The organism is Pseudomonas sp. MF6767 (assembly GCF_016405475.1).
In the GTDB taxonomy this organism is placed as follows: Bacteria; Pseudomonadota; Gammaproteobacteria; order Pseudomonadales; family Pseudomonadaceae; genus Aquipseudomonas; species Aquipseudomonas paracarnis.
In genome coordinates this window covers 363,646-390,302 of record NZ_JAEKCY010000001.1, presented here as the reverse complement: position 1 = coordinate 390,302, position 26,657 = coordinate 363,646, and the positions used below count along the sequence as shown (strand labels likewise).

The 26,657-nt window shown below is 59.2% G+C and carries 24 protein-coding genes and 1 pseudogene; 16 read left to right on the top strand and 9 right to left on the bottom strand.

The annotated features are described in order from the left end of the window. Nucleotides 1-33 precede the first annotated feature (33 nt). A complete protein-coding gene (locus JFT58_RS01810) occupies nt 34-711 on the bottom strand; it encodes an FKBP-type peptidyl-prolyl cis-trans isomerase (protein ID WP_054896009.1) in 678 nt (225 codons plus the stop codon). A gap of 192 nt (nt 712-903) precedes the next feature. On the opposite strand from JFT58_RS01810, the pseudogene JFT58_RS01805 reads away from it, so the two are divergent. Further along, nucleotides 904-1,929: pseudogene (locus JFT58_RS01805) on the top strand (AlgP family protein); the annotation flags it as partial. A 152-nt stretch (nt 1,930-2,081) separates the two neighbouring features. Here the strand turns inward: JFT58_RS01805 and JFT58_RS01800 are convergent. Next, entirely contained in the window at nt 2,082-2,546 is a 465-nt protein-coding gene (locus tag JFT58_RS01800; RefSeq protein ID WP_034129036.1) for a TIGR02444 family protein, read from the bottom strand. 50 nt (nt 2,547-2,596) lie between these two features. Here JFT58_RS01800 and abc-f point away from each other — a divergent pair, with 50 nt between their 5' ends. The 5 genes from abc-f (at nt 2,597) to JFT58_RS01775 (ending at nt 8,430) form a co-directional block, all read left to right on the top strand. Further along, nucleotides 2,597-4,507 (top strand): ribosomal protection-like ABC-F family protein, encoded by a 1,911-nt coding sequence (gene abc-f / locus JFT58_RS01795; RefSeq protein WP_014720438.1) that lies wholly within the window; start codon nt 2,597-2,599, stop codon nt 4,505-4,507. Continuing rightward, nucleotides 4,507-5,073: a mechanosensitive ion channel family protein gene (locus tag JFT58_RS01790; RefSeq protein ID WP_003195372.1), complete on the top strand. Its 567-nt coding sequence runs from the start codon at nt 4,507-4,509 to the stop codon at nt 5,071-5,073. The genes abc-f and JFT58_RS01790 overlap by 1 nt, the downstream gene beginning before the upstream one ends. Nucleotides 5,074-5,242: 169 nt before the next feature. Then, nucleotides 5,243-5,875: a LysE family transporter gene (locus JFT58_RS01785; RefSeq protein ID WP_005792425.1), complete on the top strand. Its 633-nt coding sequence runs from the start codon at nt 5,243-5,245 to the stop codon at nt 5,873-5,875. 202 nt (nt 5,876-6,077) lie between these two features. After that, nucleotides 6,078-7,973: an FTR1 family protein gene (locus tag JFT58_RS01780; protein WP_054896007.1), complete on the top strand. Its 1,896-nt coding sequence runs from the start codon at nt 6,078-6,080 to the stop codon at nt 7,971-7,973. A gap of 1 nt (nt 7,974) precedes the next feature. Further along, nucleotides 7,975-8,430 carry a YaiI/YqxD family protein gene (locus tag JFT58_RS01775; protein ID WP_034129032.1) on the top strand — a complete coding sequence of 152 codons (456 nt, stop codon included), beginning with the start codon at nt 7,975-7,977 and terminating at the stop codon, nt 8,428-8,430. Nucleotides 8,431-8,576: 146 nt separating this feature from the next. On the opposite strand, the gene elbB is transcribed toward JFT58_RS01775, so the two are convergent. Further along, nucleotides 8,577-9,242, bottom strand: a complete 666-nt coding sequence (elbB, locus tag JFT58_RS01770) for an isoprenoid biosynthesis glyoxalase ElbB (RefSeq protein WP_034129031.1) — start codon at nt 9,240-9,242, stop codon at nt 8,577-8,579. Between the two features lie 115 nt (nt 9,243-9,357). Here elbB and JFT58_RS01765 point away from each other — a divergent pair, with 115 nt between their 5' ends. Next, entirely contained in the window at nt 9,358-10,593 is a 1,236-nt protein-coding gene (locus tag JFT58_RS01765; RefSeq protein ID WP_034129030.1) for a sterol desaturase family protein, read from the top strand. On the opposite strand, the gene JFT58_RS01760 is transcribed toward JFT58_RS01765, so the two are convergent. Further along, on the bottom strand, nt 10,574-11,209 hold the full coding sequence (locus JFT58_RS01760) for a DedA family protein (protein WP_034129029.1): 636 nt from the start codon (nt 11,207-11,209) through the stop codon (nt 10,574-10,576). The two genes, JFT58_RS01765 and JFT58_RS01760, sit on opposite strands and share 20 nt — an antisense overlap. A 208-nt stretch (nt 11,210-11,417) precedes the next feature. Between JFT58_RS01760 and hemB the strand changes: the two genes are divergently transcribed. Both hemB and ppk1 read left to right on the top strand, forming a co-directional pair. Further along, nucleotides 11,418-12,431 (top strand): porphobilinogen synthase, encoded by a 1,014-nt coding sequence (gene hemB, locus JFT58_RS01755; protein ID WP_034129028.1) that lies wholly within the window; start codon nt 11,418-11,420, stop codon nt 12,429-12,431. A gap of 18 nt (nt 12,432-12,449) precedes the next feature. Then, nucleotides 12,450-14,672, top strand: a complete 2,223-nt coding sequence (gene ppk1 / locus JFT58_RS01750; protein ID WP_054896006.1) for a polyphosphate kinase 1 — start codon at nt 12,450-12,452, stop codon at nt 14,670-14,672. A 139-nt stretch (nt 14,673-14,811) separates the two neighbouring features. Here ppk1 and ppx read toward each other — a convergent pair whose 3' ends face one another. After that, nucleotides 14,812-16,314 carry an exopolyphosphatase gene (gene ppx, locus JFT58_RS01745; protein WP_003195352.1) on the bottom strand — a complete coding sequence of 501 codons (1,503 nt, stop codon included), beginning with the start codon at nt 16,312-16,314 and terminating at the stop codon, nt 14,812-14,814. Between the two features lie 755 nt (nt 16,315-17,069). On the opposite strand from ppx, the gene JFT58_RS01740 reads away from it, so the two are divergent. The 5 genes from JFT58_RS01740 (at nt 17,070) to JFT58_RS01720 (ending at nt 22,375) form a co-directional block, all read left to right on the top strand. Next, on the top strand, nt 17,070-17,729 hold the full coding sequence (locus JFT58_RS01740; RefSeq protein ID WP_054896005.1) for a DUF1120 domain-containing protein: 660 nt from the start codon (nt 17,070-17,072) through the stop codon (nt 17,727-17,729). Nucleotides 17,730-17,844: 115 nt separating this feature from the next. Continuing rightward, nucleotides 17,845-18,504, top strand: a complete 660-nt coding sequence (locus tag JFT58_RS01735) for a DUF1120 domain-containing protein (RefSeq protein WP_157717968.1) — start codon at nt 17,845-17,847, stop codon at nt 18,502-18,504. 105 nt (nt 18,505-18,609) lie between these two features. Further along, the gene (locus tag JFT58_RS01730; protein ID WP_081095710.1) at nt 18,610-19,311 is read left to right on the top strand and encodes a fimbria/pilus chaperone family protein; all 702 of its coding nucleotides are present in this window, start codon (nt 18,610-18,612) and stop codon (nt 19,309-19,311) included. A 6-nt stretch (nt 19,312-19,317) separates the two neighbouring features. Continuing rightward, nucleotides 19,318-21,822 carry a fimbria/pilus outer membrane usher protein gene (locus tag JFT58_RS01725; protein WP_269837097.1) on the top strand — a complete coding sequence of 835 codons (2,505 nt, stop codon included), beginning with the start codon at nt 19,318-19,320 and terminating at the stop codon, nt 21,820-21,822. 10 nt (nt 21,823-21,832) lie between these two features. Further along, nucleotides 21,833-22,375: a hypothetical protein gene (locus JFT58_RS01720; protein ID WP_070415456.1), complete on the top strand. Its 543-nt coding sequence runs from the start codon at nt 21,833-21,835 to the stop codon at nt 22,373-22,375. Nucleotides 22,376-22,379: 4 nt separating this feature from the next. Here JFT58_RS01720 and JFT58_RS01715 read toward each other — a convergent pair whose 3' ends face one another. Genes JFT58_RS01715 through JFT58_RS01700 form a run of 4 tightly spaced genes read right to left on the bottom strand, consistent with a single transcriptional unit; the run spans nt 22,380 to nt 25,219 of the window. After that, on the bottom strand, nt 22,380-23,117 hold the full coding sequence (locus JFT58_RS01715; protein ID WP_034129024.1) for an amino acid ABC transporter ATP-binding protein: 738 nt from the start codon (nt 23,115-23,117) through the stop codon (nt 22,380-22,382). Next, entirely contained in the window at nt 23,104-23,754 is a 651-nt protein-coding gene (locus JFT58_RS01710; RefSeq protein WP_054896002.1) for an amino acid ABC transporter permease, read from the bottom strand. Before JFT58_RS01710 ends, JFT58_RS01715 begins: the two co-directional genes overlap by 14 nt. Beyond that, nucleotides 23,751-24,419, bottom strand: a complete 669-nt coding sequence (locus tag JFT58_RS01705; protein ID WP_054896001.1) for an amino acid ABC transporter permease — start codon at nt 24,417-24,419, stop codon at nt 23,751-23,753. The genes JFT58_RS01710 and JFT58_RS01705 overlap by 4 nt, the downstream gene beginning before the upstream one ends. A gap of 14 nt (nt 24,420-24,433) precedes the next feature. Next, nucleotides 24,434-25,219 carry a transporter substrate-binding domain-containing protein gene (locus JFT58_RS01700; protein ID WP_054896000.1) on the bottom strand — a complete coding sequence of 262 codons (786 nt, stop codon included), beginning with the start codon at nt 25,217-25,219 and terminating at the stop codon, nt 24,434-24,436. A gap of 254 nt (nt 25,220-25,473) precedes the next feature. On the opposite strand from JFT58_RS01700, the gene JFT58_RS01695 reads away from it, so the two are divergent. Next, nucleotides 25,474-26,169, top strand: coding sequence for a FadR/GntR family transcriptional regulator (locus JFT58_RS01695; protein ID WP_034129020.1), 696 nt, complete (start codon nt 25,474-25,476; stop codon nt 26,167-26,169). 121 nt (nt 26,170-26,290) lie between these two features. Then, nucleotides 26,291-26,620, top strand: coding sequence for a thioredoxin TrxA (gene trxA / locus JFT58_RS01690; RefSeq protein ID WP_034129019.1), 330 nt, complete (start codon nt 26,291-26,293; stop codon nt 26,618-26,620). Nucleotides 26,621-26,657 lie beyond the last annotated feature (37 nt).

Sequence of the window (26,657 nt, the reverse complement as noted above, 5' to 3'; positions counted from 1 at the left end):
AACGGTGCGCATGTCGCACCGTTTTTTTATGGGTCAGTGGCGAGTGCCGAGTAGTTCGATCTCGAACACCAGCGGCGTATAGGGGGGGATCAACTCACCTGCGCCGTCTGCGCCATAGGCCTGGGCTGAAGGAATCACCAGACGCCATTTCGCACCCACCGGCATCTGTTGTAATGCACTGCTCCAACCGCTGATCACGCTGTTGAGGCGAAACCATTGCGGTTGCGTACTTTTGTCGAAGACAGTTCCATCAGGCAGTCGGCCCACGTATTTAACCTGCACTTCATCGCTGGCCAACGGCTTGTTGCCAGTGCCGGGTGCCAGCTCGGTGAGCAGGATACCATCGGCCAACTGACGAACGCCGGCTGCGGCTATTTCCCTTGAGAGAAATTGCTGCTCGGCAGCGAGTGCTTTTTCGCTTTGAGGTCGTTGGGCGTCGGCGGCGCTCTGCGCTTCGTGCTGTGCGAGGATCTGTTCGATGCGCGCGTTATCCAGCGCCAGTGGCTTGCCTTGGTAGGCTTGCTTGAGTCCGTCGAGCAGGGCCTGTATCTGCAGGTCGGGGACTTCCTGGCGCAACCGTTCGCCAAGGCTTGCGCCCATGCTATAGGCAAGATCGTGCGGGGTTGCGGCGGTGGTGTTTGAAGAGGGTTGCTCGCTTGCATCGGCCACGCAGATCGCCAAGCCGAACACTAGAAAAAGGTAACGCGACATGGGCATTCTCCCGGCGAAAGTGCGACGGATTATGCCAGTGCGGCTGCGTAAAAAGTGACGTGGTTTTCCGTTATATCGATAAGAATTTTCGCACGCTGCAACGCAACGCAAAGGATACTGTCAACATGCCCTAGCGGCGGTAAGAGCAGAGGGCTAGTATGAGCCGCACCCACGTCAGCCAGGAGGTAAACCATGTCGGCCAAACAGAAGCCTGTAAATACCCCGTTGCACTTGCTCCAACAACTTTCGGGCAGCCTGCTCGAACATCTGGAAAGCGCGTGCTCCCAAGCCTTGGCTGATGCAGAAAAACTGCTCGCCAAACTGGAAAAGCAACGCGGTAAAGCGCAAGAAAAACTGCACAAGTCCCGCACCAAACTGCAAGACGCCGCCACTGCCGGCAAGTCCAAGGCGCAAGCCAAAGCCAAAGGCGCGGTCAAAGAACTTGAAGAGCTGCTGGATGCTCTCAAGGATCGCCAAGCCGAAACCCGCAGCTACATTTCCCAACTCAAAAAAGACGCTCAAGAAAGCCTGAAATTGGCCCAAGGCGTTGGCCGTGTGAAGGAAGCCGTAGCTAAGGCACTGGGTGCTCGTACGCCTGCAAAAGTAGCCGCGAAGCCAGCCGCTAAAACCGCTGCTTCCAAACCAGCCGCCAAGCCGGCTGCTAAAACTGCTGCTGCCAAACCAGCCGCGAAGCCAGCCGCTAAAACCGCTGCTTCCAAACCAGTCGCCAAGCCGGCTGCTAAAACTGCTGCTGCCAAACCAGCCGCTAAGCCAGTTGCTAAAACTGCTGCTGCCAAACCAGCCGCTAAGCCAGCTGCTAAAACTGCTGCTGCCAAACCAGCCGCTAAAACTGCTGCTGCCAAACCAGCCGCTAAAACTGCTGCTGCCAAACCAGCCGCTAAAACTGCTGCTGCCAAACCAGCCGCTAAGCCAGCTGCTAAAACTACTGCTGCCAAACCAGCCGCGAAGCCAGCCGCTAAAACTGCTGCTGCCAAGCCAGCCGCGAAGCCAGCTGCTAAACCTGCTGCTGCCAAACCAGCCGCGAAGCCAGCCGCTAAAACTGCTGCTGCCAAGCCAGCCGCGAAGCCAGCTGCTAAACCTGCTGCTGCCAAACCAGCTGCCAAGCCAGTCGCTAAAACGGCAGTTGCCAAACCGGCCGCTAAACCCGCTGCTGCCAAACCAGCCGCTAAGCCAACTGCTAAACCTGCTGCCGCCAAACCGGCCGCGAAGCCCGCTGCCAAGCCAGCGCCCGCAAAGCCAGCTACTCCAGCAGCACCCACTGCTACTCCGGCAGCAGCCACCGCTCCAACTGCATCGGCCAGCAGCACCCCTGCACCGGTAGCGCCAAGCACCACCCCAACCAGCGCTTCCTAAGTGTTGGTGGCCATGGCGCGCAATTGCAGCAGCGCGTCGTGGTCAAGGTTGGCGGCTTCGGTCGCCAGGCCTTCAAGCCATTCTTGCTGACCCGGCACCTCATTGATCGGCCACGCCTGCGCCAGCGCTTCCAAGCGCGCCAGCAGCGTTCTTTCGGCCTCCAGTTCCAGTGTCTTGACCTGCTCTCGTAGCAATGCCAATTGCGCATCCTGCTGGGCCAAGGCTCGCCATTGCCCGCGCATTTGTCGCAAGGGTTCGACAACCTGCACCCGCCACGGCTGGGCAATCTGCTGCAGTGCCTGAACGCGTTCGGGCTTATATGCCACACCTCGCCATTCCAGCCACGCACCACACAACAACAGGCACACGTCTGCCCCTTGCTCCTGCAAGCGCAGGCAAGCGGCCTCCACGCCCGGGCGAGCGTAGGTCGAAAGGGCAAAGCTCCACAGGTCAGCGCACATATTCACACCCAAGCCAGCGGCCAACGAAGCTGGTAGACTCCGCCGCCATTATGATCCGACTTCAAAGCCTAACATTACAGCGTGGCCCGCAACGTCTTCTCGAAGACGCCGAGCTGACCCTGCACGCCGGTCACAAAGCCGGCCTGATCGGAGCCAATGGCGCCGGCAAATCCACGTTGTTCGCCTTGTTGCTGGGTGAGCTGACCCCGGATTCGGGGGACTGCCTGCTGCCGGCCGACTGGCGCATTGCCCATATGCGCCAGGAGATCGACACCCTGGACCGTATCGCCATCGACTACGTGCTCGATGGCGACCTGCGCCTGCGCCAGGTGCAGCACGACCTGGCTGAGGCCGAAAAAGCCCAGGACGGTGCCGCACAGGCGCGCCTGCACTCGGAGCTGGACAGCGCCGACGGCTATACCGCCGACGCCCGTGCTCGCAAGATGCTCGCCGGCCTTGGGTTTACCAACGAACAGATGGACCGTCCGGTCGCCGACTTCTCCGGCGGCTGGCGCATGCGCCTGAACCTGGCCCAAGCGCTGATGTGCCCCTCGGACCTGCTACTGCTCGACGAACCGACCAACCACTTGGATCTCGATGCGATCCTGTGGCTGGAAGACTTCCTCAAGAGTTACCAGGGCACCTTGCTGCTGATTTCCCACGACCGGGATTTCCTCGACGCCGTGGTCGATAACATCGCCCATGTCGAACAGAAGAAAATCACCCTTTACCGTGGCGGCTATACCGCGTTCGAACGCGCGCGTGCCGAACGCCTGGCCCAGCAGCAACAGGCCTTTGAAAAGCAACAGGCGCAACGTGCGCACATGGAAAGCTACATCGCAAGGTTCAAGGCCCAGGCTACCAAGGCCCGCCAGGCCCAGAGCCGGATCAAGGCCCTGGAACGCATGGAAGAGCTGTCGGCGGCCCACGTCGATTCGCCGTTCGACTTTGTCTTCCGTGAGTCGGTGAAGATCTCCAGCCCGCTGTTGGACCTCTCGGACGCTCGCCTTGGCTATGGCGACAAAACCATCCTTGAGAAGGTCAAGCTGCAGCTCACGCCGGGCGCACGCATCGGTTTGCTCGGCCCGAACGGTGCAGGCAAGTCGACACTGATCAAGAACCTCTCGGGTGAGCTTGAGCCGCTGGCCGGCCGCCTGACCCGTGGCGAGAACACGGTGGTGGGTTACTTCGCCCAGCACCAACTGGACTCCCTGGATGCCAAGGCCAGCCCGCTGTTGCACCTGCAACGCCTGGCGCCGACCGAGCGCGAGCAGACCCTGCGCGACTTCCTCGGCGGTTTCGACTTCCGTGGCGCGCGTATCGACGAACCCGTGCTGAATTTCTCCGGTGGCGAAAAAGCCCGCCTGGCCCTGGCCCTGATCGCGTGGGATCGCCCGAACCTGTTGCTGCTCGACGAACCGACCAACCACCTGGACCTGGAAATGCGCCTGGCGCTGACCATGGCTCTGCAGGAGTTCAGCGGTGCGGTATTGGTGGTGTCTCACGACCGTCACCTGCTCAAGAGCACTACCGACAATTTCCTGCTGGTGGCCGACGGCAAGGTCGAAGAGTTCGACGGCGACCTGGACGACTATGCGCGCTGGTTGACGGAATACCGCCTGCGCAATGCGCCGGCCAGCAACACGCCGGTCAACCCGGACAAGACCGACAAGAAAGCCCAGCGCCAGGCCGCCGCCGCGCTGCGCCAGCAGTTGGCGCCGCACAAGCGTGAGGCCGACAAGCTGGAAGCCGAACTGGGCAAGGTGCATGAGCGCCTGGCCAAGATCGAAGCCAGCCTGGGCGACAGCGCCGTGTATGAGGCGGCGCGCAAGGACGAGCTGCGTGACCTGCTGGCCGAACAGGCCAAGCTCAAGGTGCGCGAGGGGCAACTGGAGGAAACCTGGATGGAGGCCCTCGAATTGCTCGAAACCCTGCAAGCGGAGCTGGAGGCGCTGTCCTGATGGAAGCGTTGCAATTGCCAGTCCCGGTGCAATGGATCGAGCCCATCTGGATTGGCGTGCAAATCCTGCTGATCCTGCTGGCCGGCTACCTGGCCCAGCGCTTTGTCGCCAAAGGCCTGACACGCCTGGGTGAGCGCTACCCGTTTCCGCCGCAATTGTTGATGCCCCTGCGCGGTGGCTTGCGCTGGCTGATCATGGGCAGTGCACTGATCTTTGTATTGGGCCGCCTGGGTGTGTCGGCCACGGTGTTGTGGACGGCCTTGTCGGGCTTTGTCGCGGTGGCGGCCGTGGCGTTCTTCGCCATGTGGTCGGTGCTGTCCAACCTGCTGTGCGCGATACTGATCTTTACCGTCGGGCCGTTTCGCCTGGGTGATATCGTCGAGCTGGTGGACACCGTCGACAAGCCGGGCGTGAAGGGCCGGGTCGTGGCGATCAACTTGCTCTACACCACGCTGATCGAAGTCGAGGAAGCCGGGACCAACAGCGCGATGGTGCAGGTGCCCAATAGTCTGTTCTTCCAGCGCTCGGTACGCCGTTGGCCCGGCTCTGGCACCAACATCCTGTAGGAGCAAGCTTGCTCGCGAAGACCGTCAACGATAACGCAGCGCTTGCAGTCAGCCCGCATCGCCTGTGCATTTTTCGCGAGCAAGCTCGCTCCTGCAGAAATCTGTAGCCAGCCTTTGGTCGCTGGAGTTAGCTTAAGGCACAACCGCTAACTCCCTTGCGAGGTGTGCAATGGCTCTCGATACATGGCTGGCCTTTTTCCTGGCCAGTTGGATCATCTCCCTTTCTCCTGGCGCCGGTGCCATCGCCTCGATGTCTAGCGGCCTACAGTACGGTTTTGTGCGTGGCTACTGGAACGCCATCGGCCTGCAACTTGGCCTGGCGATGCAGATTGCTGTGGTCGCCGGTGGTTTGGGGGCCATTCTGGCGGCCTCGTCTACTGCGTTCTATGCGATCAAATGGTTCGGCGTGGCCTACCTTGTGTACCTTGCCATCAAGCAATGGCGCGCTTTACCCATGGACATGACCGATGACGCCGCCGTGCGCCCGATCGGCAAACCGATGGCGATGATGTTCCGCGGCTTTCTGGTCAACGCCAGCAACCCCAAGGCGCTGGTATTCATGCTGGCGGTGCTGCCGCAGTTCGTGAACCCGCAGGCGCCGTTGTTGATCCAGTACCTGATCCTTGGTGCGACCATGATCAGCGTCGATATGATCGTGATGGCGGGCTACACAGGGTTGGCCTCGAAAGTCTTGCGCCTGTTGCGTACGCCTAAACAACAGAAACGTGTGAACCGCACCTTTGCTGGCTTGTTTGTCGGCGCTGCCGGTTTCCTTGCCAGCCTGCATCGCGCCACGGCCTGACCAAGCGACTGGCTCAAAAATGTGGGAGCGGGCTTGCTCGCGAATACGGTATATCAGTCAAAGAAAATAGTGACTGAAGCACCGCATTCGCGAGCAAGCCCGCTCCCACATTGGCTTTAGCGTGATATGAAATAACACCTTGAGTCGAATCCATTAAAGCTCAACAATAGTGTTACTTCGTATTTCCACTTGAGATTCATTCATGACCGCCCCTTTCCGCTTTCTCGCCTGGCTGCTGTTGCCGGCATTGCTGTCGTGCAGCCTCAATCTGTCGGCCGCGACCGCCGAGGGCGCGCCGCAAGCCCTGCATTTGCTTGACTACATTGGCGCCGACTACCCACCGACGGTAGAGGCGGGCAAGGTGGTGGATGACTCTGAATACCGCGAACAAGTCGAGTTTCTCGGGGTATTGCAGGGGCTGGTGGCGGAGTTGCCAGACAAGCCTGAGCGCGCCGAGCTGGTAAAGGGCGTTGATGAGCTGCTGGCCGCGGTCACTGCCCACCAGGACGGCGCGAGCGTTGCCCGCCAGGCTCGTCAATTGGGCGCCAAGCTGGCCGTGGCGTATGAAGTCAGCCAGGCCCCGGCCATCACGCCGGACCCGACGCGCGGCGCGCCGCTCTACGCCCAGCATTGTTCGGTGTGCCACGGCACAACGGGCGCCGGCGATGGCCCGGCAGGCGTGGGCATGACCCCACCGCCGGCTAACCTGCGCGATGCAACGCGCCTGGACCGCCTGAGCCTCTACGCGATCTATAACACCCTCGGCCTGGGCGTCGAAGGCACCGACATGCCGTCGTTCGCTGACCAATTGGACGACCGCCAGCGCTGGGACCTGGCAACCTATATCGCCGGCTTCACGGCCGACCCGGCCGCTGCCAAAGGCGAGCAGACATTCAACCTCGCCGACCTGGCCCGCCAGACCCCCACTGAAGTACTCGCCGCTGACGGCCCTGACGCTGCCACGACATTCCGCGCCCAGCGTGCGCAGCCGCCGCAGGTTCAGCGTGGCCCCGCGCAGTTGCTCGACTACACTGCCGCCACCCTGGACAAGAGCCTCGCGGCTTTCCGCAACGGCGACCATGAGCAGGCTTACGATCTATCCGTCGCAGCCTACCTGGAAGGCTTCGAGCTGGTGGAAAGCTCCCTGGATAACGTCGATGCCAATGTGCGCAAAGACACCGAGAAGGCCCTGATGGCCTATCGGCAATCGTTGCAGGACGGCTTGCCTATCGAGCAGGTGCAGCAGCGCTTGGATGCAGCCAAAGGCAAACTCACTGAATCGGCTGGTTTGCTGGGCGGCGATGGCCTGAGCTGGTCGTTGAGCTATATCTCCGGCTTGCTGATCCTGCTGCGTGAAGGCCTGGAAGCGATTCTGGTGCTGGCCGCGATCCTCGCCTTCCTGCGTAACACCGGCCAGCAATCGGCGGTGCGCAGCGTCAACGTCGGCTGGGGCCTGGCGCTGTTGGCAGGTTTGGGTACCTGGGCCTTGGCGGCCTATGTCATTGACGTCAGCGGCGCCCAGCGTGAGTTGCTTGAGGGCTGCACGGCGTTGTTTGCCAGTGTGATGGTGCTATGGCTCGGCGTGTGGATGCACGACCGGCGTCACGCGGCGGCCTGGCAGGACTACATCAAGAGCAGCCTGGTGGGCGGCGGTGGGCGTTTCGGGTTTGCCGTGCTGGCGTTCTTCTCGGTATATCGCGAACTGTTCGAAGTGATCCTGTTCTACGAAACCCTGTGGCTGCAGGCCGGCCCTGCCGGGCACAACGCGGTGCTGGCCGGTGGTGCCACGGCGCTGGTGCTGCTGGTGGGCCTGGCCTGGGTGATCTTGCGCGGTTCGGCGAAGTTGCCCCTGGCGCTGTTCTTTGGCATCAACGCCGCGTTGCTGTGTGCGCTGTCGGTGGTGTTCGCCGGGCACGGTGTGAAAGCCTTGCAGGAAGCGGGCATTTTCGGCACGCGGCCAGTGGCGTTCTTTGACTTCGACTGGCTGGGCATCCACGCCGATGCGTACTCGTTGGGGGCACAGGCCGTGGCGATCCTGGCGATTGTGGTGTTGTATGGCCGTAGCCGCCTGACCGAAAAGCACCGGGCGGCGGCGTAGCATGCGCGTGTGGATCGACGCCGACGCCTGCCCTCGGGCGGCCAAGGACCAAGTGGTGAAGTTTGCCCTCAAGCGCCAGTTTGAGGTGGTGCTGGTCGCAGGGCAAAGCCAGATCAAGCCTAGCTTTGCCTGTGTGAAGCTGATCGTGGTGCCCAGCGGGCCGGATGCCGCCGATGATTACCTGGTGGAGCACGCCGTGCCCGGCGAACTGGTGATTTGCAGCGACGTGCCCTTGGCCGATCGACTGGTGAAGAAGGGCATCACGGCCCTCGACCCGCGTGGCAAGGAGTTCAGCCCTGCGAACATGAGCGAGCGGTTGGCGGTGCGCAACCTGTTCACCGACCTGCGCGAGCAAGGCCAGATGGGCGGCGGCCCGCCGCCCCACAGCGAAAAGGACAAGCAGGCGTTTGCCAATGCGCTGGACCGAATTCTTACCCGCTTGATGAAACCAGCCTGACCTGTGGCGAGGGAGCTTGCTCCCGCTGGGCTGTGCAGCAGCCCCAAAGCCGTCGTCAGTGTTTTATCTGAATCACCGCGTCAGCTTAGATGGGGCGGCTTCGCCACCCAGCGGGAGCAAGCTCCCTCGCCACAGGTGCATCCCCATCAGTCGTTTTCGTGGGTTAATTCCAATACCCGATCCACCAGCTTGTTGATGCCGGACGCCACCTCGCTGATGTTCTTGCCCAGCATATAGGCCGGTGTACTCACCAGCTTGCGCGCCTGGTCCTCGACGATATCCTCCACAGTGCATTCGACGTGGGTGGCGCCCATCTTGTCCAGGGCTGCGGCGGTGCTGGCATCGTTGCCGATGGTGCAGGTCACGCCAGGGCCGTAGATCTTGGCGGCCAGGGCCGGCGAAATGCAGATCAAACCCACCGGCTTGCCCGCTTCGGCAAAGGCTTCAGCCAGTGCCAGCACCTGGGGGTTGATGCTGCAGCCGGCGCCTTCCACGGCAAAGTTCGACAGGTTCTTGGCCGCGCCAAAACCGCCCGGCACGATCAGCGCGTCAAAGTCTGCGGCGTTGGCTTGGCCAATATCCTTCACGGCGCCTCGAGCGATGCGCGCGGATTCCACCAGCACATTGCGAGACTCGGGCATTTCTTCGCCCGTGAGGTGGTTGATCACGTGCAACTGCGCAACGTCGGGTGCAAAGCATTCCACTTGAGCGCCGCGCTGGTCCAGGCGCAGCAGGGTGATCACGCTTTCATGGATCTCTGCGCCGTCGTACACGCCACAGCCGGAAAGGATCACTGCAATCTTTTTGCTCATGGGCATTTCTCCTGATTCATGGCGTTAAATGTCTACTAATTTGTAACCTCTTGCCAATGGGAACTCACGTCGCTGCACCTAATCTTGATGTAACAAAAATAGACCGGACTAGCCCATGGACTTTGTGCCTTACGCAGTACCGTTTTTTATTGCCCTGATCGTGGTCGAGTTGCTGGCCGACCGTTGGCGTGGCGTGCGCAACTACCGAGTGGCGGATGCCATCAACAGCCTCAGCACCGGAGTGCTGTCCACCACCACAGGCTTGCTCACCAAGGGCGTGGGCCTGCTGACCTACGCGTTCGCCATCGAGCACCTGGCGCTGTTCGAATTGCCTGCCCAGAGTGCCTGGACCTGGGTGTTTGCCTTTGTGTTCTATGACTTCTGCTACTACTGGCTGCACCGCATGGGTCATGAGCGCAACATACTGTGGGCCGCGCATTCGGTGCATCACCAGAGCGAGGACTACAACCTCAGCACCGCTCTGCGCCAGACCAGCACCGGTTTCCTGCTGAGCTGGATCTTCTACTTGCCCCTGGCGGTGGTTGGTGTGCCACTGGTGGTGTTTATCAGCGTGGCGTCGCTCAACCTGCTGTATCAATTCTGGGTCCATACACGCCATGTTCCCAAGCTTGGCTGGTTCGAATGGTTTTTCGTCACACCGTCCAATCATCGGGCCCACCATGCGCAGAACGCTCTCTACATGGATCGCAACTACGGCGGGGTGTTCATTATTTGGGACCGACTGTTCGGTACCTTCCAGGAGGAAGACGATAACGAACCGGTGATTTTCGGTGTGACCACACCCTTGGCCAGCTGGAACCCGCTGTGGGCCAACCTGCAGTTTTATGCGCAACTCTGGAGTGACGCCCGGCGTACTGAGCGTTGGTGGGACAAGCTGCGTATCTGGTTCATGCGCACCGGCTGGCGCCCGGCGGACGTCAAGGCCAAGTACCCGATGGCCAAGCCGGACCTGAGTCAGTTCCGCAAATTCGAGGTGCCGCTGGATGTGCGCCAACAGGTCTACATCGCCTTGCAGTTTGCGGCCTATGTAGGGTTTGGCAGTTATCTGATGAATTTCGGTGAGGGCTTGCCCTCCACGGCGCTGGTCCTTGGCTGGGGCACGATGGCGCTGGGGTTGTTTACCCTGGGCGTGGCGCTGGAGAATCGCCCATGGGCGCTGAAGGCCGAGCTGGCGCGCCTGGCGCTGAATGTTCCCTTGGTATGGCTGGCGCCGCTGGTGGGGTTGTGGCCCGCCAGCAACCTGGGCTGGCTGGGCCTGGCGAGCTACAGCCTGCTCAGCATCATCGGCCTCTACTGTTGCAGAAGCCGGCTTACTCGGTTGGTGTCTTAGGCGTTTCGACCGAGGCTGGCTCGTTAGCCAGCCGAGCCTTGGCCTCGGCACAGGCTTGGCGGGCGATGCGGGCATTCTTGAAGCGACGGCGCAGCCACAGGCCAAAGCCCAGCACCAGCAAGGCGGCCAATACCCACAACTCGTATTTCTTGACGCTGCCGAGCATTCCTTCCAGCACTGCGCCGAAGTGATAGGCTGCCGCCCCCAGTGCCGCGGCCCAGATCGCCGCGCCAATACCGTTCAGAACCAGGTAGCGCAACGGTGGGTAGCCGGACAGGCCAATCGCCACGGGCATCACCGTGCGCAACCCGTATACGAAGCGGAAACTCAATACCCAGATATCCGGATGCTTGCGGATATGTTCCAGTGCCTTGTCGCCCATCAGTTGCCAGCGCGGCTTGCGCGCCAGCAACTTGCGGCCGTGCTTGCGCCCCATGTAGTACCAGAGCTGGTCGCCGGCGTAGCTGCCAAAAAAGGCAACGACCACCACCAGGTTGATATCCATGTAGCCACGGAACGCCAGGAAGCCTGCGAGTACAAGGATGGTCTCGCCTTCGAAGAACGTGCCGAGAAAGAGGGCAAAGTAGCCGAAGTCATGCAGAAATTGTTGAAGCATGGTCTAGGGTGCTGGCGAAATGAACGCGCAGCCTACGCCTTCACGAAGATTCATGAAAGTATCGAGATGTGTCACGAAGTGAACAATTCCTACGCAAATGACGAATGGGACTACAGGTCGTGTCGATAAGCACAACTGTCATTCATTCGTCATAATGGCCGCTTATAACTGCAACGCTCGCCCGTAAACACGGGCTCAGGAGTCTGTCGTGAGCTTTACCCCTGCCAATCGCCTGTTCCCCGCCACCCGTCTGCGTCGCAATCGTCGTGATGATTTTTCTCGTCGCCTGGTACGTGAAAATGTACTGACCACGAATGATCTGATCCTGCCGGTTTTCGTGCTCGACGGTGAAAATCGCCGGGAAGCGGTGGCGTCGATGCCGGGTGTGGAGCGTCTGACCATTGACCTGTTGCTTGAAGAGGCGGCGAAGTGGGTCGAATTGGGCATCCCGGCGCTGGCGCTGTTCCCGGTGACCCCGGCCGAACTCAAGACCCTGGACGCCGCCGAAGCCTGGAACCCCCAGGGGATTGCCCAGCGTGCCACCCGTGCCCTGCGCGAGCGTTTCCCGGAGCTGGGCGTGATCACCGACGTGGCCCTGGACCCTTTCACCACCCACGGCCAGGATGGCATTCTTGACGAAGACGGTTATGTTCAGAACGACATCACCGTCGATGCACTGGTCAAGCAGGCGTTGTCCCACGCGGCTGCGGGCGCCCAGGTGGTTGCACCGTCGGACATGATGGACGGACGCATCCAGGCGATTCGCGAAGCCCTTGAGCTGGCCGGTCACGTCAATGTGCGGATCATGGCCTACTCGGCCAAATACGCCAGCGCCTACTACGGCCCATTCCGCGATGCGGTAGGCTCGGCGCTGAACCTGGGCAAGGCCAACAAGGCCTCGTACCAGATGGACCCGGCCAATAGCCAGGAAGCCCTGCACGAAGTGGCCACCGACCTGGCCGAAGGCGCCGATATGGTGATGGTCAAGCCGGGGATGCCTTACCTGGACATTCTTTACCGGGTCAAAGAGGAATTCAAGGTGCCGACCTTTGTCTATCAGGTCAGCGGTGAATACGCCATGCACATGGCGGCGATCCAGAATGGTTGGTTGAGTGAAGGGGTGATCCTCGAATCCCTGACTGCCTTTAAACGTGCCGGCGCTGATGGCATTCTGACCTACTTCGCCGCCCGCGCCGCCCAATTGCTTAGAGAGCAACAATAGCCCTCACAGGAACACTCGATGAATACCGAAGGACTCTCAGAAGTTGCCGTAAAAGACGCTCACCCGGTGGTTGAACAAGTCGCCCAGACCCCGCCGGAGCTGGAGCCTGCACCGCCTGCGGTGGTGGCCGAAGCGCCTGCGCCGGCGCCAGTGCCAGTGGTCACCAACCTGGATGACAGCAGCCTGTACATCCACCGCGAGTTGTCACAACTGCAATTCAACATCCGCGTGCTCGAGCAGGCGCTGGATGAGTCCTACCCCTTGCTGGAACGGCTGAAATTCCTGCTGATTTTCTCCAGCAACCTGGACGAGTTCTTCGAGATCCGTGTTGCCGGCCTCAAGAAGCAGATCACCTTCGCCCGTGAGCAAGCCGGTGCCGACGGCCTGCAACCGCACCAGGCCCTGGCGCGTATCAGTGAGCTGGTGCACGGCCATGTGGACCGCCAGTACGCGATCCTCAACGACATCCTGCTGCCGGAGCTGGAAAAGCATCAGGTCCGCTTCATTCGTCGTCGTCACTGGACCGCCAAGATCAAGACCTGGGTGCGCCGTTACTTCCGGGACGAAATTTCGCCGATCATCACGCCTATCGGCCTCGACCCGACGCACCCGTTCCCCTTGCTGGTGAACAAGAGCCTCAACTTCATCGTCGAACTCGAAGGTATCGACGCTTTCGGCCGCGATTCGGGCCTGGCGATCATTCCAGCGCCGCGTCTGTTGCCTCGGATCATCAAGGTACCGGAAGAGGTAGGGGGCGCTGGCGACAACTATGTATTCCTGTCGTCGATGATCCACGCGCACGCCGATGACCTGTTCCAGGGCATGAAGGTCAAGGGCTGCTACCAGTTCCGCCTGACTCGTAACGCCGACCTGGCGTTGGACTCCGAAGACGTTGAAGACTTGGCCCGTGCCCTGCGCGGCGAACTGTTCTCGCGGCGCTATGGCGATGCGGTGCGCCTGGAAGTGGCGGACACCTGCCCGAAACATTTGTCGGACTACCTGCTCAAGCAGTTCAACCTGGCCGAGTCGGAGCTGTACCAGGTCAACGGCCCTGTAAACCTGACGCGCCTGTTCAGCATCACCGGCTTGGACAGTCACCCGGAGCTGCAATACAAGCCGTTCACTCCGCAGATCCCGAAACTTTTGCAAAACAGCGAGAACATCTTCAGCGTGGTGAGCAAGCAGGACATCCTGCTGCTGCACCCCTTCGAGTCGTTCACCCCGGTGGTCGACCTGCTGCGCCAGGCTGCCAAGGACCCGCACGTCCTGGCCGTGCGCCAGACCCTGTACCGCAGCGGTGCCAACTCGGAAATCGTCGATGCGTTGGTGGATGCTGCGCGTAACGGCAAGGAAGTCACTGCGGTGATCGAGTTGCGGGCGCGCTTTGACGAGGAGTCCAACCTGCAACTGGCCAGCCGCCTGCAAGCGGCCGGTGCGGTGGTGATCTACGGCGTGGTCGGCTTCAAGACCCACGCCAAGATGATGTTGATTCTGCGCCGTGAGGCCGGTGAAATTGTGCGTTACGCCCACTTGGGTACCGGCAACTACCACGCCGGCAACGCCAAGCTCTACACCGACTACAGCCTGCTGACATCCGATGACGCGCTGTGTGAAGACGTCGGCAAGTTGTTCAGCCAGTTGATCGGCATGGGCAAGACCTTGCGCATGAAGAAGCTGCTGCACGCGCCGTTCACCCTCAAGAAGGGCATGCTCGACATGATTGCCCGCGAGACCCAGTTCGCTCTCGACGGTAAACCGGCGCACATCATCGCCAAGTTCAACTCGCTGACCGATCCTAAGATCATCCGCGCGCTGTACAAGGCCAGCCAGTCCGGTGTGCGCATCGATCTGGTGGTGCGTGGCATGTGCTGCCTGCGCCCCGGCATTGTGGGCGTGTCGCATAACATCCACGTGCGCTCGATCATCGGCCGCTTCCTGGAGCACACACGCGTGTTCTACTTCCTCAACGGCGGCGAAGAGCAGATGTTCCTCTCCAGCGCCGACTGGATGGAACGCAACCTCGACAAGCGTGTGGAGACCTGCTTCCCGGTAGAAGGCAAGAAGCTGATCATGCGGGTCAAGAAGGAGCTGGAAAGCTACCTGACCGACAACACCCATAGCTGGAGCCTGCAGTCGGATGGGCGCTACGTGCGTAACACGCCGACCGGCAACCAGAACCCGCGCAGCGCGCAGGCGACGTTGCTGGAGAAGTTGGGTAGCCCGATTCTGACGGTGAACTAGCCCAGGCATACGCAATTCCATGTGGGAGCGGGCTTGCTCGCGAATGCGGTGTGTCAGTCAATGCATCTGGTGACTGATCCACTGCATTCGCGAGCAAGCCCGCTCCCACATTTGTTCTGCAGAATGCTTTTAGATTTGCTTAGCGCAGGTTCAGGCTGAACCCTACCCGCGTCAGCCATTCCGCTTCCTGGGCGAAGTCCGCCTGGGTCAGCTGGTTTTCATCCAGCCAGCCTTTGGGGAACATCACTTCCAGGCTATCGCCATCGGCGTGCAGTTTGACCTGGGGCATTTCCTGGGTGCCGCGGATGTGGTGGAACAGGATTGCAAAGCGCAGCAGCGCACACAGGCGGATCAGCTTGATGCCGTCTTTACCGAACTCGGCAAACTTGTCCTTGGGAATATTGCGACGATGGCCGCGTACCAGCAGCGCGAGCATCTGTTGGTCTTCCCGCGAGAAACCGGCCAGGTCCGAGTGTTCGATCAGGTACGCGCCGTGCTTGTGATAATGGTAGTGGGCGATGTCCAGGCCGACCTCATGCACCTTGGCTGCCCAGCCGAGTAACTCGCGCCAGACGCCGTCTTCCAGGTCCCAGTCCTCGGCCACCTGGTCGAAGGCGTGCAAGGCTTTGCGCTCGACGCGGGCGGCTTGCTCCAGGTCGACGTGGTAACGCTCCATCAGCGAGCTGAGGGTGCGCTCTCGCACGTCTTCATGATGGTGCCGGCCCAGCAGGTCGTAGAGCACACCTTCGCGCAGGGCGCCGTCACAGTGGTCCATGCGTTGCAGTTCGAGGGCGTCAAAGATGGCTTCGAGAATCGCCAGGCCCGCAGGGAAAATGGCGCGACGGTCGGGCTTGATGCCGTCGAAGTCGATTTTCTCTGCATCCCCCAGCTTGAACAGCTTGCGCTTGAGCCACGCCAGGCCTTCGGCGTTCACCTCACCGGTGCCATGGCCACCGGCCTTCAAGGCCAGGCCAATGGCACGGATGGTGCCGGACGAGCCGATGGCTTCATCCCAGGTCAGGCGGTGCAAGGCATGTTCGATGCTCATGATTTCCAGACGCGCTGCGGTGTAGGCCTGGGCATAACGCGCCGGGGTGATCTTGCCATCCTTGAAATAACGCTGGGTGAAACTCACACACCCCATCTGCAGGCTTTCACGCAGTAGGGGTTCGAAACGCTGGCCGATAATGAACTCGGTGCTGCCACCGCCAATGTCTGCCACCAGGCGTTTGCCGGGCGTGTCGGCCAGGGTGTGGGACACGCCGAGGTAGATCAGGCGTGCCTCTTCACGGCCCGAGATGACTTCCACCGGATGCCCGAGGATTTCCTCGGCGCGATGGATGAATTCGTTGCGGTTGCGCGCTTCGCGCAAGGCGTTGGTGCCAACGATACGCACCGCGCCAGGGGGCATGCCGTTGATCAGTTGCGCGAAACGCTTGAGGCAATCGAGTCCGCGCTGCATGGATTCTTCATTGAGCTTGCGCTCGTCGTCGATCCCGGCGGCCAGTTGCACCTTCTCGCCGAGCCGCTCAAGGATGCGGATCTCGCCGTTCTGGGCCTTGGCCACGACCATATGAAAGCTGTTGGAGCCCAGGTCGATGGCGGCGATCAAGGACAGATTCTTGGCTTGGGATTGCGGCATGGTTTGGGGGTCTCGGTCGATAACCTTGCCATCGTGCCACGATCGACGGCTGGCGCCAACGCGTAGTGCCAGAGGAATTTTCCCCAATCACTCATCAGAAATTGTGAATGCCGCTTGTAGGAGGTGGTTGCGATAGCTGTGTTATTGGGTCAGGAGTCGCTGTAGTTCATAACTTGCAGTGTGCGTAATTTCTGGATGGTCAACTTAGTCCTACATGTGTATGCATATTTGTCTTGGTTTTTTGTGTTTGCTCCTACAGTAAACAATCTAAATGTGAGCCGTTTTCGCAGAGCTGTCTTACGTTGATTGAGGTATTTTTCCGGCTTAATTATTTATGTGTGGCGCCGATACTGCCGGTCGGCAATTAAGCCGTGGCGGTAATTATTTGTCGCTCAGGGCTTGTGCAAGGGGGTAGTTATGCGTGTGGGGTTCAACAAGTGAACACCTCACATCGCTGACTATAGGTGCTGTTTTTACATGTTCAGGAAATTAAGGTGCTCAGATGAAGAGCAAAGGGTCAGTGCCGGCGGGACTGCTTCTGGCTGCTGTAGATTTAAGCGTCGAAGCAGCCAATCTATGAGTGAAGGGTATTAATGGCCCCGCCCGTTGCAGTTTAACACTATGAGTTCGATGGCAAGCAGCCTGCGCTAGAGCTGTGTTATTTCCGATAGTTGTTGTGTCGGCAGTTTTAGTGATGAGCGATATCGGTTTTTTGCTAGCGAATCCATTTCTATGTCTATGCAGGATGTAAGATCATGAAAGTAAAGTTTGTTTTGGTGGCAGGTATGGTGCTTTCGGTGGCTAGTCTGAGTGCTCAGGCCTCAGAGTTGCGCGTAAAGGGGGCCATTGTTCCTGCCAGTTGCAGTTTTACAATGACTAATGCCGTTTTCGATTATGGTGATATCCGGCCGTCGAGCCTAAGCGAAACTCAGTATACGCGTTTGACGGCGAAGTCTACGCCGTTCGCTGTTAAATGCGAGGGAAGTGCACTTACTGCGGTTGGGCTCAAGGCAGTGGATAATCGTTCATCCAGCAAAGTGCCAGGTATCGTTAGCTCAATAGACCAGGGCTACACTGATAACTACAACTATGGATTGGGTTTGTCGTCCAAAGGACAAAAAATAGGGGGTTATGCCGTACATGTTCAAAACTCTATTGCTGATGGGCGAACCGTCCGTACAGTGACTTCCGCAGACAATGGCAATACATGGACGAACTATCGAAGTAACGCGTTGGGTCAAGGCGGCGATGTCATTGCCTGGTGGGGTGGTTCAGGAGCGCAAACACCACTTAAGGTTAATTCGGTATCGGGGAATATTCAGATTATCACCTTTATTAATAAAAAGTCCGCGCTCGATGTGGGCAGTAAAATTGAGTTGGACGGTCACGCAACCTTGGAGCTTCGTTACCTCTAGGCTCCTATTCGTACTTCCTTGATCAGATAATTCGCATCGGTGTGTGGGTGATAGCGCAGGCCTAATTGTCATCGGGTTTGATCTGATATTTATCGTTATGTTGAGAGTGCTAAAAATGAATAAGACGATGTTTGTAATGAGTGTCGCGTGCTTGGCGTCCCTTGGTTTTCATGCTCAAGCTGCTGACCTGAGTGTGAAAGGAACGATTGCCCCCGTCAGCTGCAGTTTCACGATAACCAATTCGGTTTTTGACTACGGAAGGATTGACCCGAATTCCCTGAGCCCGACGCGTTATACACAGTTGGCTAAAAAGACAACGCCTTATTCGATCAAGTGTGCCAGCAATGTCAAGACAACGGTGGCGATCAGGGCGTCGGACAATCGTGCAAGCTCTCGAATTCCCGGCATGATGCTCAGTCTTTTTGGCAGTAATTATAAAGATATTTATAACTTCGGATTGGGTGCTACGTCCCAAGGGCAAAAGATTGGTGGGTATCTGATCCACTTACGTAATTCTGTGGCGGACGGTGTAGCGGTGGGGATTGTTGGTTCCGAGAATAATGGCGGATATTGGCATACGAATAGCACCCAAGCCGTCGGCCATACCTCCAACCTTACGGCTTGGCGGGCAGGAAATGTCTACGCACCTATCAAGCTTAATACGGTGGCAGGCCAAATTGAAGTGTTGCCTGTTATCAATAAAACATCAGAGTTAAATATGAGTAATCAGATTAATCTGGACGGTCAGGCTACTTTAGAGCTGCGCTATCTATAACTAGGTTCGGAAAGGGGCCGAGCAGAGCCACGCTTTATTAAGCGGGCTTTGTGTCGGCCAATATTTCTTTCGCAAAGCCTGTGCGCACAAGTGGGTAGTGAAGTGATGGTTAAAAGATTTCTTAAATCATGCTTGTTAATAGGTTTTTTCTTGCCGGCGGTGCTGTTCGCCGACGGTATGCGTCCTGATACCACCGTCATTGTGCTACATGAGGCAGAAGGTGAAGTCAGCATTAACGTCACCAATACGGATAGCAGTCCGGCACTGCTGCACTCGGTTATCGAGGATGTCCCGGAAGATACCGAGCAACTGATTGTTGTCACCCCACCGGTCACACGTGTGGATGCAGGAGAGCGTCAGATGGTGCGGTTTCTTTCAATAGGCACCGAACCACTCAAGACCCAGCGCCTGAAGCGTGTGTCCTTCGAAGGAATTCCTCAGGCACAACCTGGTTCCGGTGCGACCATTGGTATCAGCCTTCGGCAGAACCTTCCGCTGATCCTGCATCCCAAAGGCTTGCCAAAGAACGATGCGCCTTGGGAGTTACTGACCTGGCATCTTCAGGCCAACGTCTTGAGTGTGCGCAACGACAGCCCCTACGTAGTTCGCTTGGCGGCAGACGTCCGTCTTAATCCGCAACGAGTGACGGCCAGCCTTGCTCGTACCTACGTGCTGCCTGGCGAAGTGTTGCAGGTGGCCTTGGACAAGCCTGTACCCGGTGCGACCTCGGTCACCCTTGAACCCGCGACCGTCTACGGCTTCGCTGTCGATAGCTACGATGCGCTGCTCATCACGAATGCGCCGTGACCGTTCATGAACACAACCAATGGCAATTTCGGTGCAGCTCCCGACGACTTGAATCATGTACAAAAGCGTGAGGCGCTTTTCAGGCGAAGCGGGCTGAGCCTGTCGGTGTGCATGGCAATGATGGCGGTGGTGGTCACGGATGCTTCTGCCGCCCGTGTATCGAGCATTTCCGGGTTCGACTTGGAAACGCTGCAGGCGCGGGGTATCAGCCCTTCGGTTGCCCACTATTTTCGTCATGCGCCACGTTTCAGTGAGGGTGTGAGGGTCGTGGACCTGCACGTCAACGGTGAGCGGATAGGCTTGACGGATGCTCGGTTCGATAAAGAAGGCGAGCTATGTTTTACCCGTAGTTTGCTTGATCGTGGCAGCTTGCGGGTACCTTCCTCGGTGATCGACAAAAGTGTCCCCCCCGAGCAAGCCTGTCATGACTTCAAAGCCGAATACCCTGAGACAGTAACGACATTGCGTCCTGGCAACGAAGAGGTGTCGTTGGTGGTGCCTACGCAAGCGCTGCGAGACGTTCAGCGAGACTCCGGCAGCTATGCGCGCGGAGGCACGGCAGCGCTACTCAATTACGACGTCCAGGCAATCAACAGTCACTCCAGGGCGGATACCTATCGGTATCTTTCAGCCTCCACAGAGGTGGGCTTCAATTTTGGCGATTGGATTGCCCGCAGCCGCCAGCTTTATATTTCCAACGATCGCCGCACAACGGCCGAACACCTTTTCGCCTATGCACAACGGGATTTCTTGCCTTTGGCTTCGACCTTCCAGGTCGGTCAGATATCGAGCAATAACCCGGTGTTTGGGGGAGTACAACTGACGGGCGCGCAGATTTTCCCCGATGGTATTGAAAGTGGTGGCAGTCACAATGGCGTGGTAGTCGAGGGGCGAGCCCTGAGCCAATCACGGGTGGAAGTACGGCAATCCGGCGCGTTGATCTATACCACGGTCGTTCCTGAGGGGCCTTTTACGCTGACCAATCTGCCCTTGCTCAACGGCACCAGCGACCTTCAGGTCACGGTGATAGAGACCCAGGGCGGGCAGCGCAGTTTTATCGTGCCGGCTGCTACGTTCCGCGCAGTGGTCCCCGTGAAGTCTGGATATACAGCTTCTTTGGGCAAGATCCGCGAGGTGGAGGGGAGAGGGGCCAAAGAGCCCCTGCTGGCCATGGCCAGTGGTACGTGGGCTGTGGGCAAGGACAGCGCGGTCAGCGCAGGGGTACAAGGTACCGATAGCTACAATGCGGTGGGGCTTGCCCTGGACAGCAGCTTTTCTCAGCGCTTTTCCCTGGGGGTGCGTAACAACTTGTCCCGGGATCATTCAACAAACGTACAAGGCGCGCGCAACAGTGTGTCTGTGAGCGTCGGCCTGCCTGCGAATGTACAGATGTCCTTGAGTGCCACTGCGCAGACACCGGGCTATCGTGACGTCATCGATACAGTGACGCCTCATGTAAACGATGTGGATGGCTCGCGATTCAAGAACCAGTACACCGTAGGATTCAGTTGGGCGGACCCTCAGTTGGGTGGCTTCTCCATCGGTTATAACCGGGGGGCCGATTTCAAGAGCCGGATTACCCAGAATATCTACGGCACGTGGAACAAGAGTTTCAGATATGCCAGTGTCGGTGTAACCGTGGACTCTCAGATTGGCCAGTCCAACAGTGCCGATGACCGGAACGATGACGGACTGGGTATTCGACTGCAGGTCAGTGTTCCCCTGGGCCGTGATCGGAGCCTCAGCGCATTCGCTCGACGTCAGGGAGAGCGCTCCAGTATCGGCACTGCCTATGATGAGCGTGTCGACGAGACGCTGAACTACCAGATACGCAGCGACAGAGACTTCGCAGGGCATCGTGAGCACACCCTGGGCGGCACGCTCAACGCGTCTTCTCGTTACGCGCAAGTGGGGCTGGGGCTGAATCGTGACTCGTCCAGCACCAGTTACTCCGGGCAATTGCAAGGGGCGGTGGTCGCCCATTCTGAAGGTTTCACATTGTCGCCGTATCGGGTTGAGGACACGTTTGGCGTGGTCTCGGTGGGCGAGGTTGCCGGTGCTCGTCTTACCACACCTCAAGGGCCGGTTTGGACCGACCCGTGGGGCAAGGCTGTGATCGCCAGTTTGCCGGCTTATCAGTCGAGCGTGTTGGAGCTGGAAGGCAAAAGCCTACCTCGCCAGATGGATATCAAGAACGGTACCAAGGTCCTGGAAGCGGGCCGTGGGTCCTTCAACAGGGTCGATTTCGAAGTAATCAACGTACGCCGGGTACTGCTGCGCGCTACGGATATACACGGCAAACCATTGCCTCAGGGCGCTGCCGTGCTGGGGCCAGAAAATGCATTGCTGACCACGGTGGTTGGGGATGGGATGATTTTTCTCAGCAACGTCGACGCGCCCCAGGCCCTTAAAGTCTCTTCCAGCACAGTGTCCTGCGCGCTGCAGCTCGACCTTCCGGAGCAAACCTATAATGGCAAATTCTACGAAACCGCTTCGGCGGTCTGTCGGTGAGATGGCCCGCATGAACGAGTGGCGTATCGGGTGCCTCAAAGGCTTGGGGCTGTTGTTGAGCTGCCTTTTATTGGCAGCGCCGGCAAGCGCTGCGAACTGCCGCCTGTCCCTGAGCCAGCCCATCATCGATTACGGCCTGCTTCGCCCAGGCGAACAGCTCGAAAACCGGGGTGCTTCGCTGGGGAAGCGTATGGTACGTCTGAACGTGATCTGCGTGGAGGCTGCGGTGATTGCGCTACGTTTTCAAGGCGTGCCGGCCAATGAGACTGGCTACAGGTTTGGCCGCCAGGGCTTTTTCAACCTGACGCTTCAGCATCCTCAACTCGACGGTAAACCCATCGAGTTAGCGCAATGGCACAACCCTACCGAACGGGACGCCCAGCTACGCCCAGGCCAATCTCTGGTAGTGCTGGTCGGCGGAGCTCCTGCCAGAGGCCACGCTTTTTCGGCGCAGGTGCAAGTAGACACCTGGCTATCGAGCGCAGCCACTGCTGTTGGCAATAAAACCACATACGAGGGCAATGGGCGTTTCGAGCTGGTGTCCGGTGGCTGAGTCCTCAGGCAGGTGATCCATGGCTGCCGATGAAGTTTGCCAGCTCGGCAGATTGCGGATGTGCAAACAGCACTTTCGGATCGCCCACTTCATGCACCTTTCCCTGGTGCATGAACACCAACTTATCCCCAACCTCCCGGGCAAAACGCATTTCGTGGGTCACCATGATCAGGGTCATGCCGTCTTTAGCCAGTTGGCGCACCACGCTGAGCACTTCATTGACCAGCTCAGGGTCCAGGGCCGATGTGATTTCATCGCACAGCAGCACTTTGGGTGACATGGCCAGTGCGCGGGCAATGGCGACTCGCTGTTGCTGGCCACCGGACAGTCGATCAGGGAAAGCGTCGAACTTCTCGCCCAGGCCTACCCGTTCCAGCATCTGCTTTGCCAACTGCACCGCTTTGGCCTTTGGCACTTTCTGCACCACTTGCGGCGCCAGCATCACGTTCTCGCCCACGGTCAGGTGCGGGAACAGATTGAATTGCTGGAACACCATGCCGACCTTCTGCCGCAGGCTGCGCAGGTCGGCGCGGGCCGCGTCGAGGTATTCACCATCGACTTCGATGACGCCGTCGTTGATCGACTCCAGACCATTGAGGGTGCGCAGCAAGGTGGACTTGCCCGAGCCGCTGCGGCCGATGATTGCCACCACCTGGCCTTCGTCCACCGTCAGGTCGATGCCCTTGAGCACGTGGTGATCGCCGTAATACTTATGCAGGGCAGAAATTCTAAGCAGAGGCATGCAGTCTCCTTTCCAGGTAGCGCGCACTGAGGGACAAGGGGTAGCAAAGCAGGAAGTAACCGAGGGCCACCAGGCCATAGACCATGAAGGGTTCGAAGGTGGCGTTGGCGAGCATGCCGCCCGTCTTGGTCAGTTCGGTGAAGCCGATGATCGAGGTCACGGCGGTGCCTTTGACCACCTGCACCGAGAAACCCACTGTCGGCGCGACAGCAATACGTAGCGCCTGGGGCAAGATCACGTAGCGCAGTTGTTCAAGCGGGTTGAGGGCCAGGCTGGCCGAGGCTTCCCATTGGCCGTGGGCAATGGAGTCGACGCAGCCGCGCCATATTTCAGCCAGGTAAGCGCTGGTAAACAGGGTCAACGCAATCGCCGCTGCCAGCCAGGGCGATATGTCCACGCCGAGCAGGGCAACGCCGAAAAACACCAGGAACAGCTGCATCAGCAGTGGCGTGCCCTGGAACAGTTCGATATAGGCGCGGGCAATGTTGCGTGGGAACGCTTTGCGGCTGATGCGCAGGGTCATCACCAGCAAGCCGATCAGACTGCCGCCCACAAACGCCACCAATGACAGCAGCAGCGTCCATTGCAGGCCGGTAAGCAGGTTGCGCACGATGTCCCAAAACGAAAAATCACTCATCGGCTGTTCCTCATGACAAACCGTCGGCCGATCCAGTTGAGCAACTGGCGAATCATCAGCGCCATGCACAGGTACACCAGCGTGGTCAGGGCATAGGTTTCAAAGGCACGGAAATTACGTGACTGGATAAAGTTGGCGGCAAAGCTCAGCTCTTCAGTCGCGATCTGCGAACACACCGCCGAGCCGAGCATCACGATGATGATCTGGCTGCTCAGGGCTGGCCACACCTTGCCCAGGGCTGGTAGCAACACCACATGGCGGAACGCCTCGAAGCGCGTCATTGCCAGCGCCGCGGCCGCTTCCAGTTGCCCCCGTGGGATGGCCTGGATACCCGCACGTATGATCTCGGTGGAGTACGCCCCCAGGTTGATTACCATCGCCAGCACGGCGGCTTGCCATTCGGTGATTTTCAATCCCAGGGACGGCAGTCCGAAGAAGATGAAGAACAGTTGCACCAGGAACGGCGTGTTGCGGATCAACTCGACATACACACCAAAGAGCCATGCAAACGGCTGGATCTTCCACGCCCGTACCACGGCGCCGACAGTGCCCAGTGCCACGCCGAGGAGGGCGCCAATGGCCGTCAGCTCAAGGGTGAACAGCGCGCCACGCAGGAGCAGGTCGGTATTGGCCAGCACCGGCACAAAGTCGAATTGATAGGCCATCGTTGAGCTCCGCGTCAGAGGTCGGCAGGCAGCGGTTCTTTGAGCCACTGCATGGCGTTTTTCTCCAGGCTACCGTCAGCCTTGGCTGCGACCAGGATCTGGTTGACCTTTTCCAACAGCGCCGGCTCGTTCTTGTTCACGCCCACGTACACCGGCGAGTCCTTGAGCTTCACCTTCAGCGCGGGTACGCGTTTGGGGTTGCGTTCGCTGATGGCCACCATGACCACGTTGCCGCTGGCGATCAGGTCGACCTGGCCGGCCAGGTAGGCGGCGATGGTGGAATTGTTGTCTTCAAAGCGCTTGATCGTGGCTTCCTTGGGCGCTACCGCTGTCAGCTCGATGTCCTCGATGGCGCCACGGGTCACGCTGATGGTCTTGCCCTTGAGGTCGTCGAGGCTGGCGATGGCGGCGTCAGGCGGTCCAAACACGGCGAGGTAGAACGGCGCGTAGGCGCTGGAGAAGTCGATGACCTTTGCGCGCTCGGGGTTCTTGCCCAGGCTGGAAATCACCAGATCGACCTTGCCGGTGGTGAGAAACGGGATGCGGTTGGTGCTGTTCACCGGGGTCAGTTCCAGCTTGACCTTGAGTTGGTCGGCCAGCAGCTTGGCGGTGTCGATGTCCAGGCCACGGGGTTGCATGTCAGGGCCGACCGAGCCAAACGGCGGAAAGTCCTGGGGGACGGCAACCTTCAGCGTGCCACGAGCGACGATGTCATCCAGACCATTCGCCTGGGCGGGTGCCTGGCTCAGCATCAGGCTGGCAAACAGGGCAGTGAGCAGGGCGCTGTAGCGCTTGGTCATGGCAACTCTCCGAAAAAGGCGAAGGAATTTTCTGAGTTTGCCCAGTGCACAGCCCATGCCAGCACCGTTCGGATCGTCTGCAAGGCTGATGTTTATTGAGATGCACAGGTCTTACTGGTCTGAACAGTTGCCAGGGTTTTCGCACCCTTTTCGAGCGCTGACAAAAAGCTGCGAGCCCCTTTGGGGCGTGGCTTGCAGCCGGCCATAAATAGTTTTACAACGGGTCACGCAGCTATCGGGAACCTGTGCTTTTTATGAATTCCATTGCCCAAGCCGTACCGGAAGCGGCCTTGCAGGCCATCCGCAAACTCATCAAGGAGCAAGGCTTCGGGCCGGGCGATGCGTTACCGTCCCAGCGCGACCTGGCCCTGCAATTGGGGGTGAGCCGGGCTTCGTTGCGTGAGGCGCTGTCATCGCTTAGCGCCTTGGGCGTGGTCAGTGTGCAGCCGGGCAAGGGCGTGTTCGTGCAGGACGTGCAAGAAGCGCCCGGGTTTGCCTGGCCCTTCGCGGCGCAGGCTACGCCGCCGGATATCTTCCAGCTGCGCTACGCATTGGAGGGGTTTGCGGCGGGGTTGGCAGCAATGGCACTGACCATCGAGGCGCTGGACAGCCTGGAGGATAATGTCGAAGCCATGCACAGAGTGCTCAAGGCGCGTGACTTCGAAGCGGCCGCACGCCTGGACTTCGAATTTCACCAGTGCATTCTGCTGGCCAGCGGTAACCAGGCAATGGTGAGTATCCTCAGTGCCAGTGCCGAGGTGTTTTTGGAGAGTCAGAAACTACCGTTCATCCGGCCGGAGCGGGCCATGGAAACCTGGCAGGAACATCGCAGGATCCTGCGCGCCCTGGCCCGCCGCAACAGTACGACGGCGCAGAAAACCATGCAGGAACATATACGTAATGCTGCGTTGCGCACGGGCATTGCGTTCGTGACGCCCGTTACGTCGTGAGTGGGGTCATACCCACACTCATTCAACTTCATAGCAAGACTCAATCAGACGCGGCTTCCTGAACAGGGGAAGGGCGGCTATGATGGGCAACGTTTTTTTTGCTTACAATCCGGAGACATCCATGAGCAACGATCTTATCAAGCACGTCACCGACGCGACCTTTGAGGCCGAAGTACTCAAGGCTGCCGGCCCGGTGCTGGTTGACTACTGGGCTGAATGGTGCGGCCCTTGCAAAATGATCGCTCCGGTCCTGGACGACATTGCAACCACCTACGAAGGCAAGCTGACCGTTGCCAAGCTGAACATCGACGACAACCAGGAAACTCCGGCCAAGCATGGCGTACGTGGTATTCCTACGCTGATGCTGTTCAAGAACGGCAATGTTGAAGCGACTAAAGTGGGCGCGCTGTCGAAGTCCCAGCTGCAAGCTTTCCTCGACGCGAACATCTAAGCGTCGTCAAAAAAGCCCCGCAAATAGCGGGGCTTTT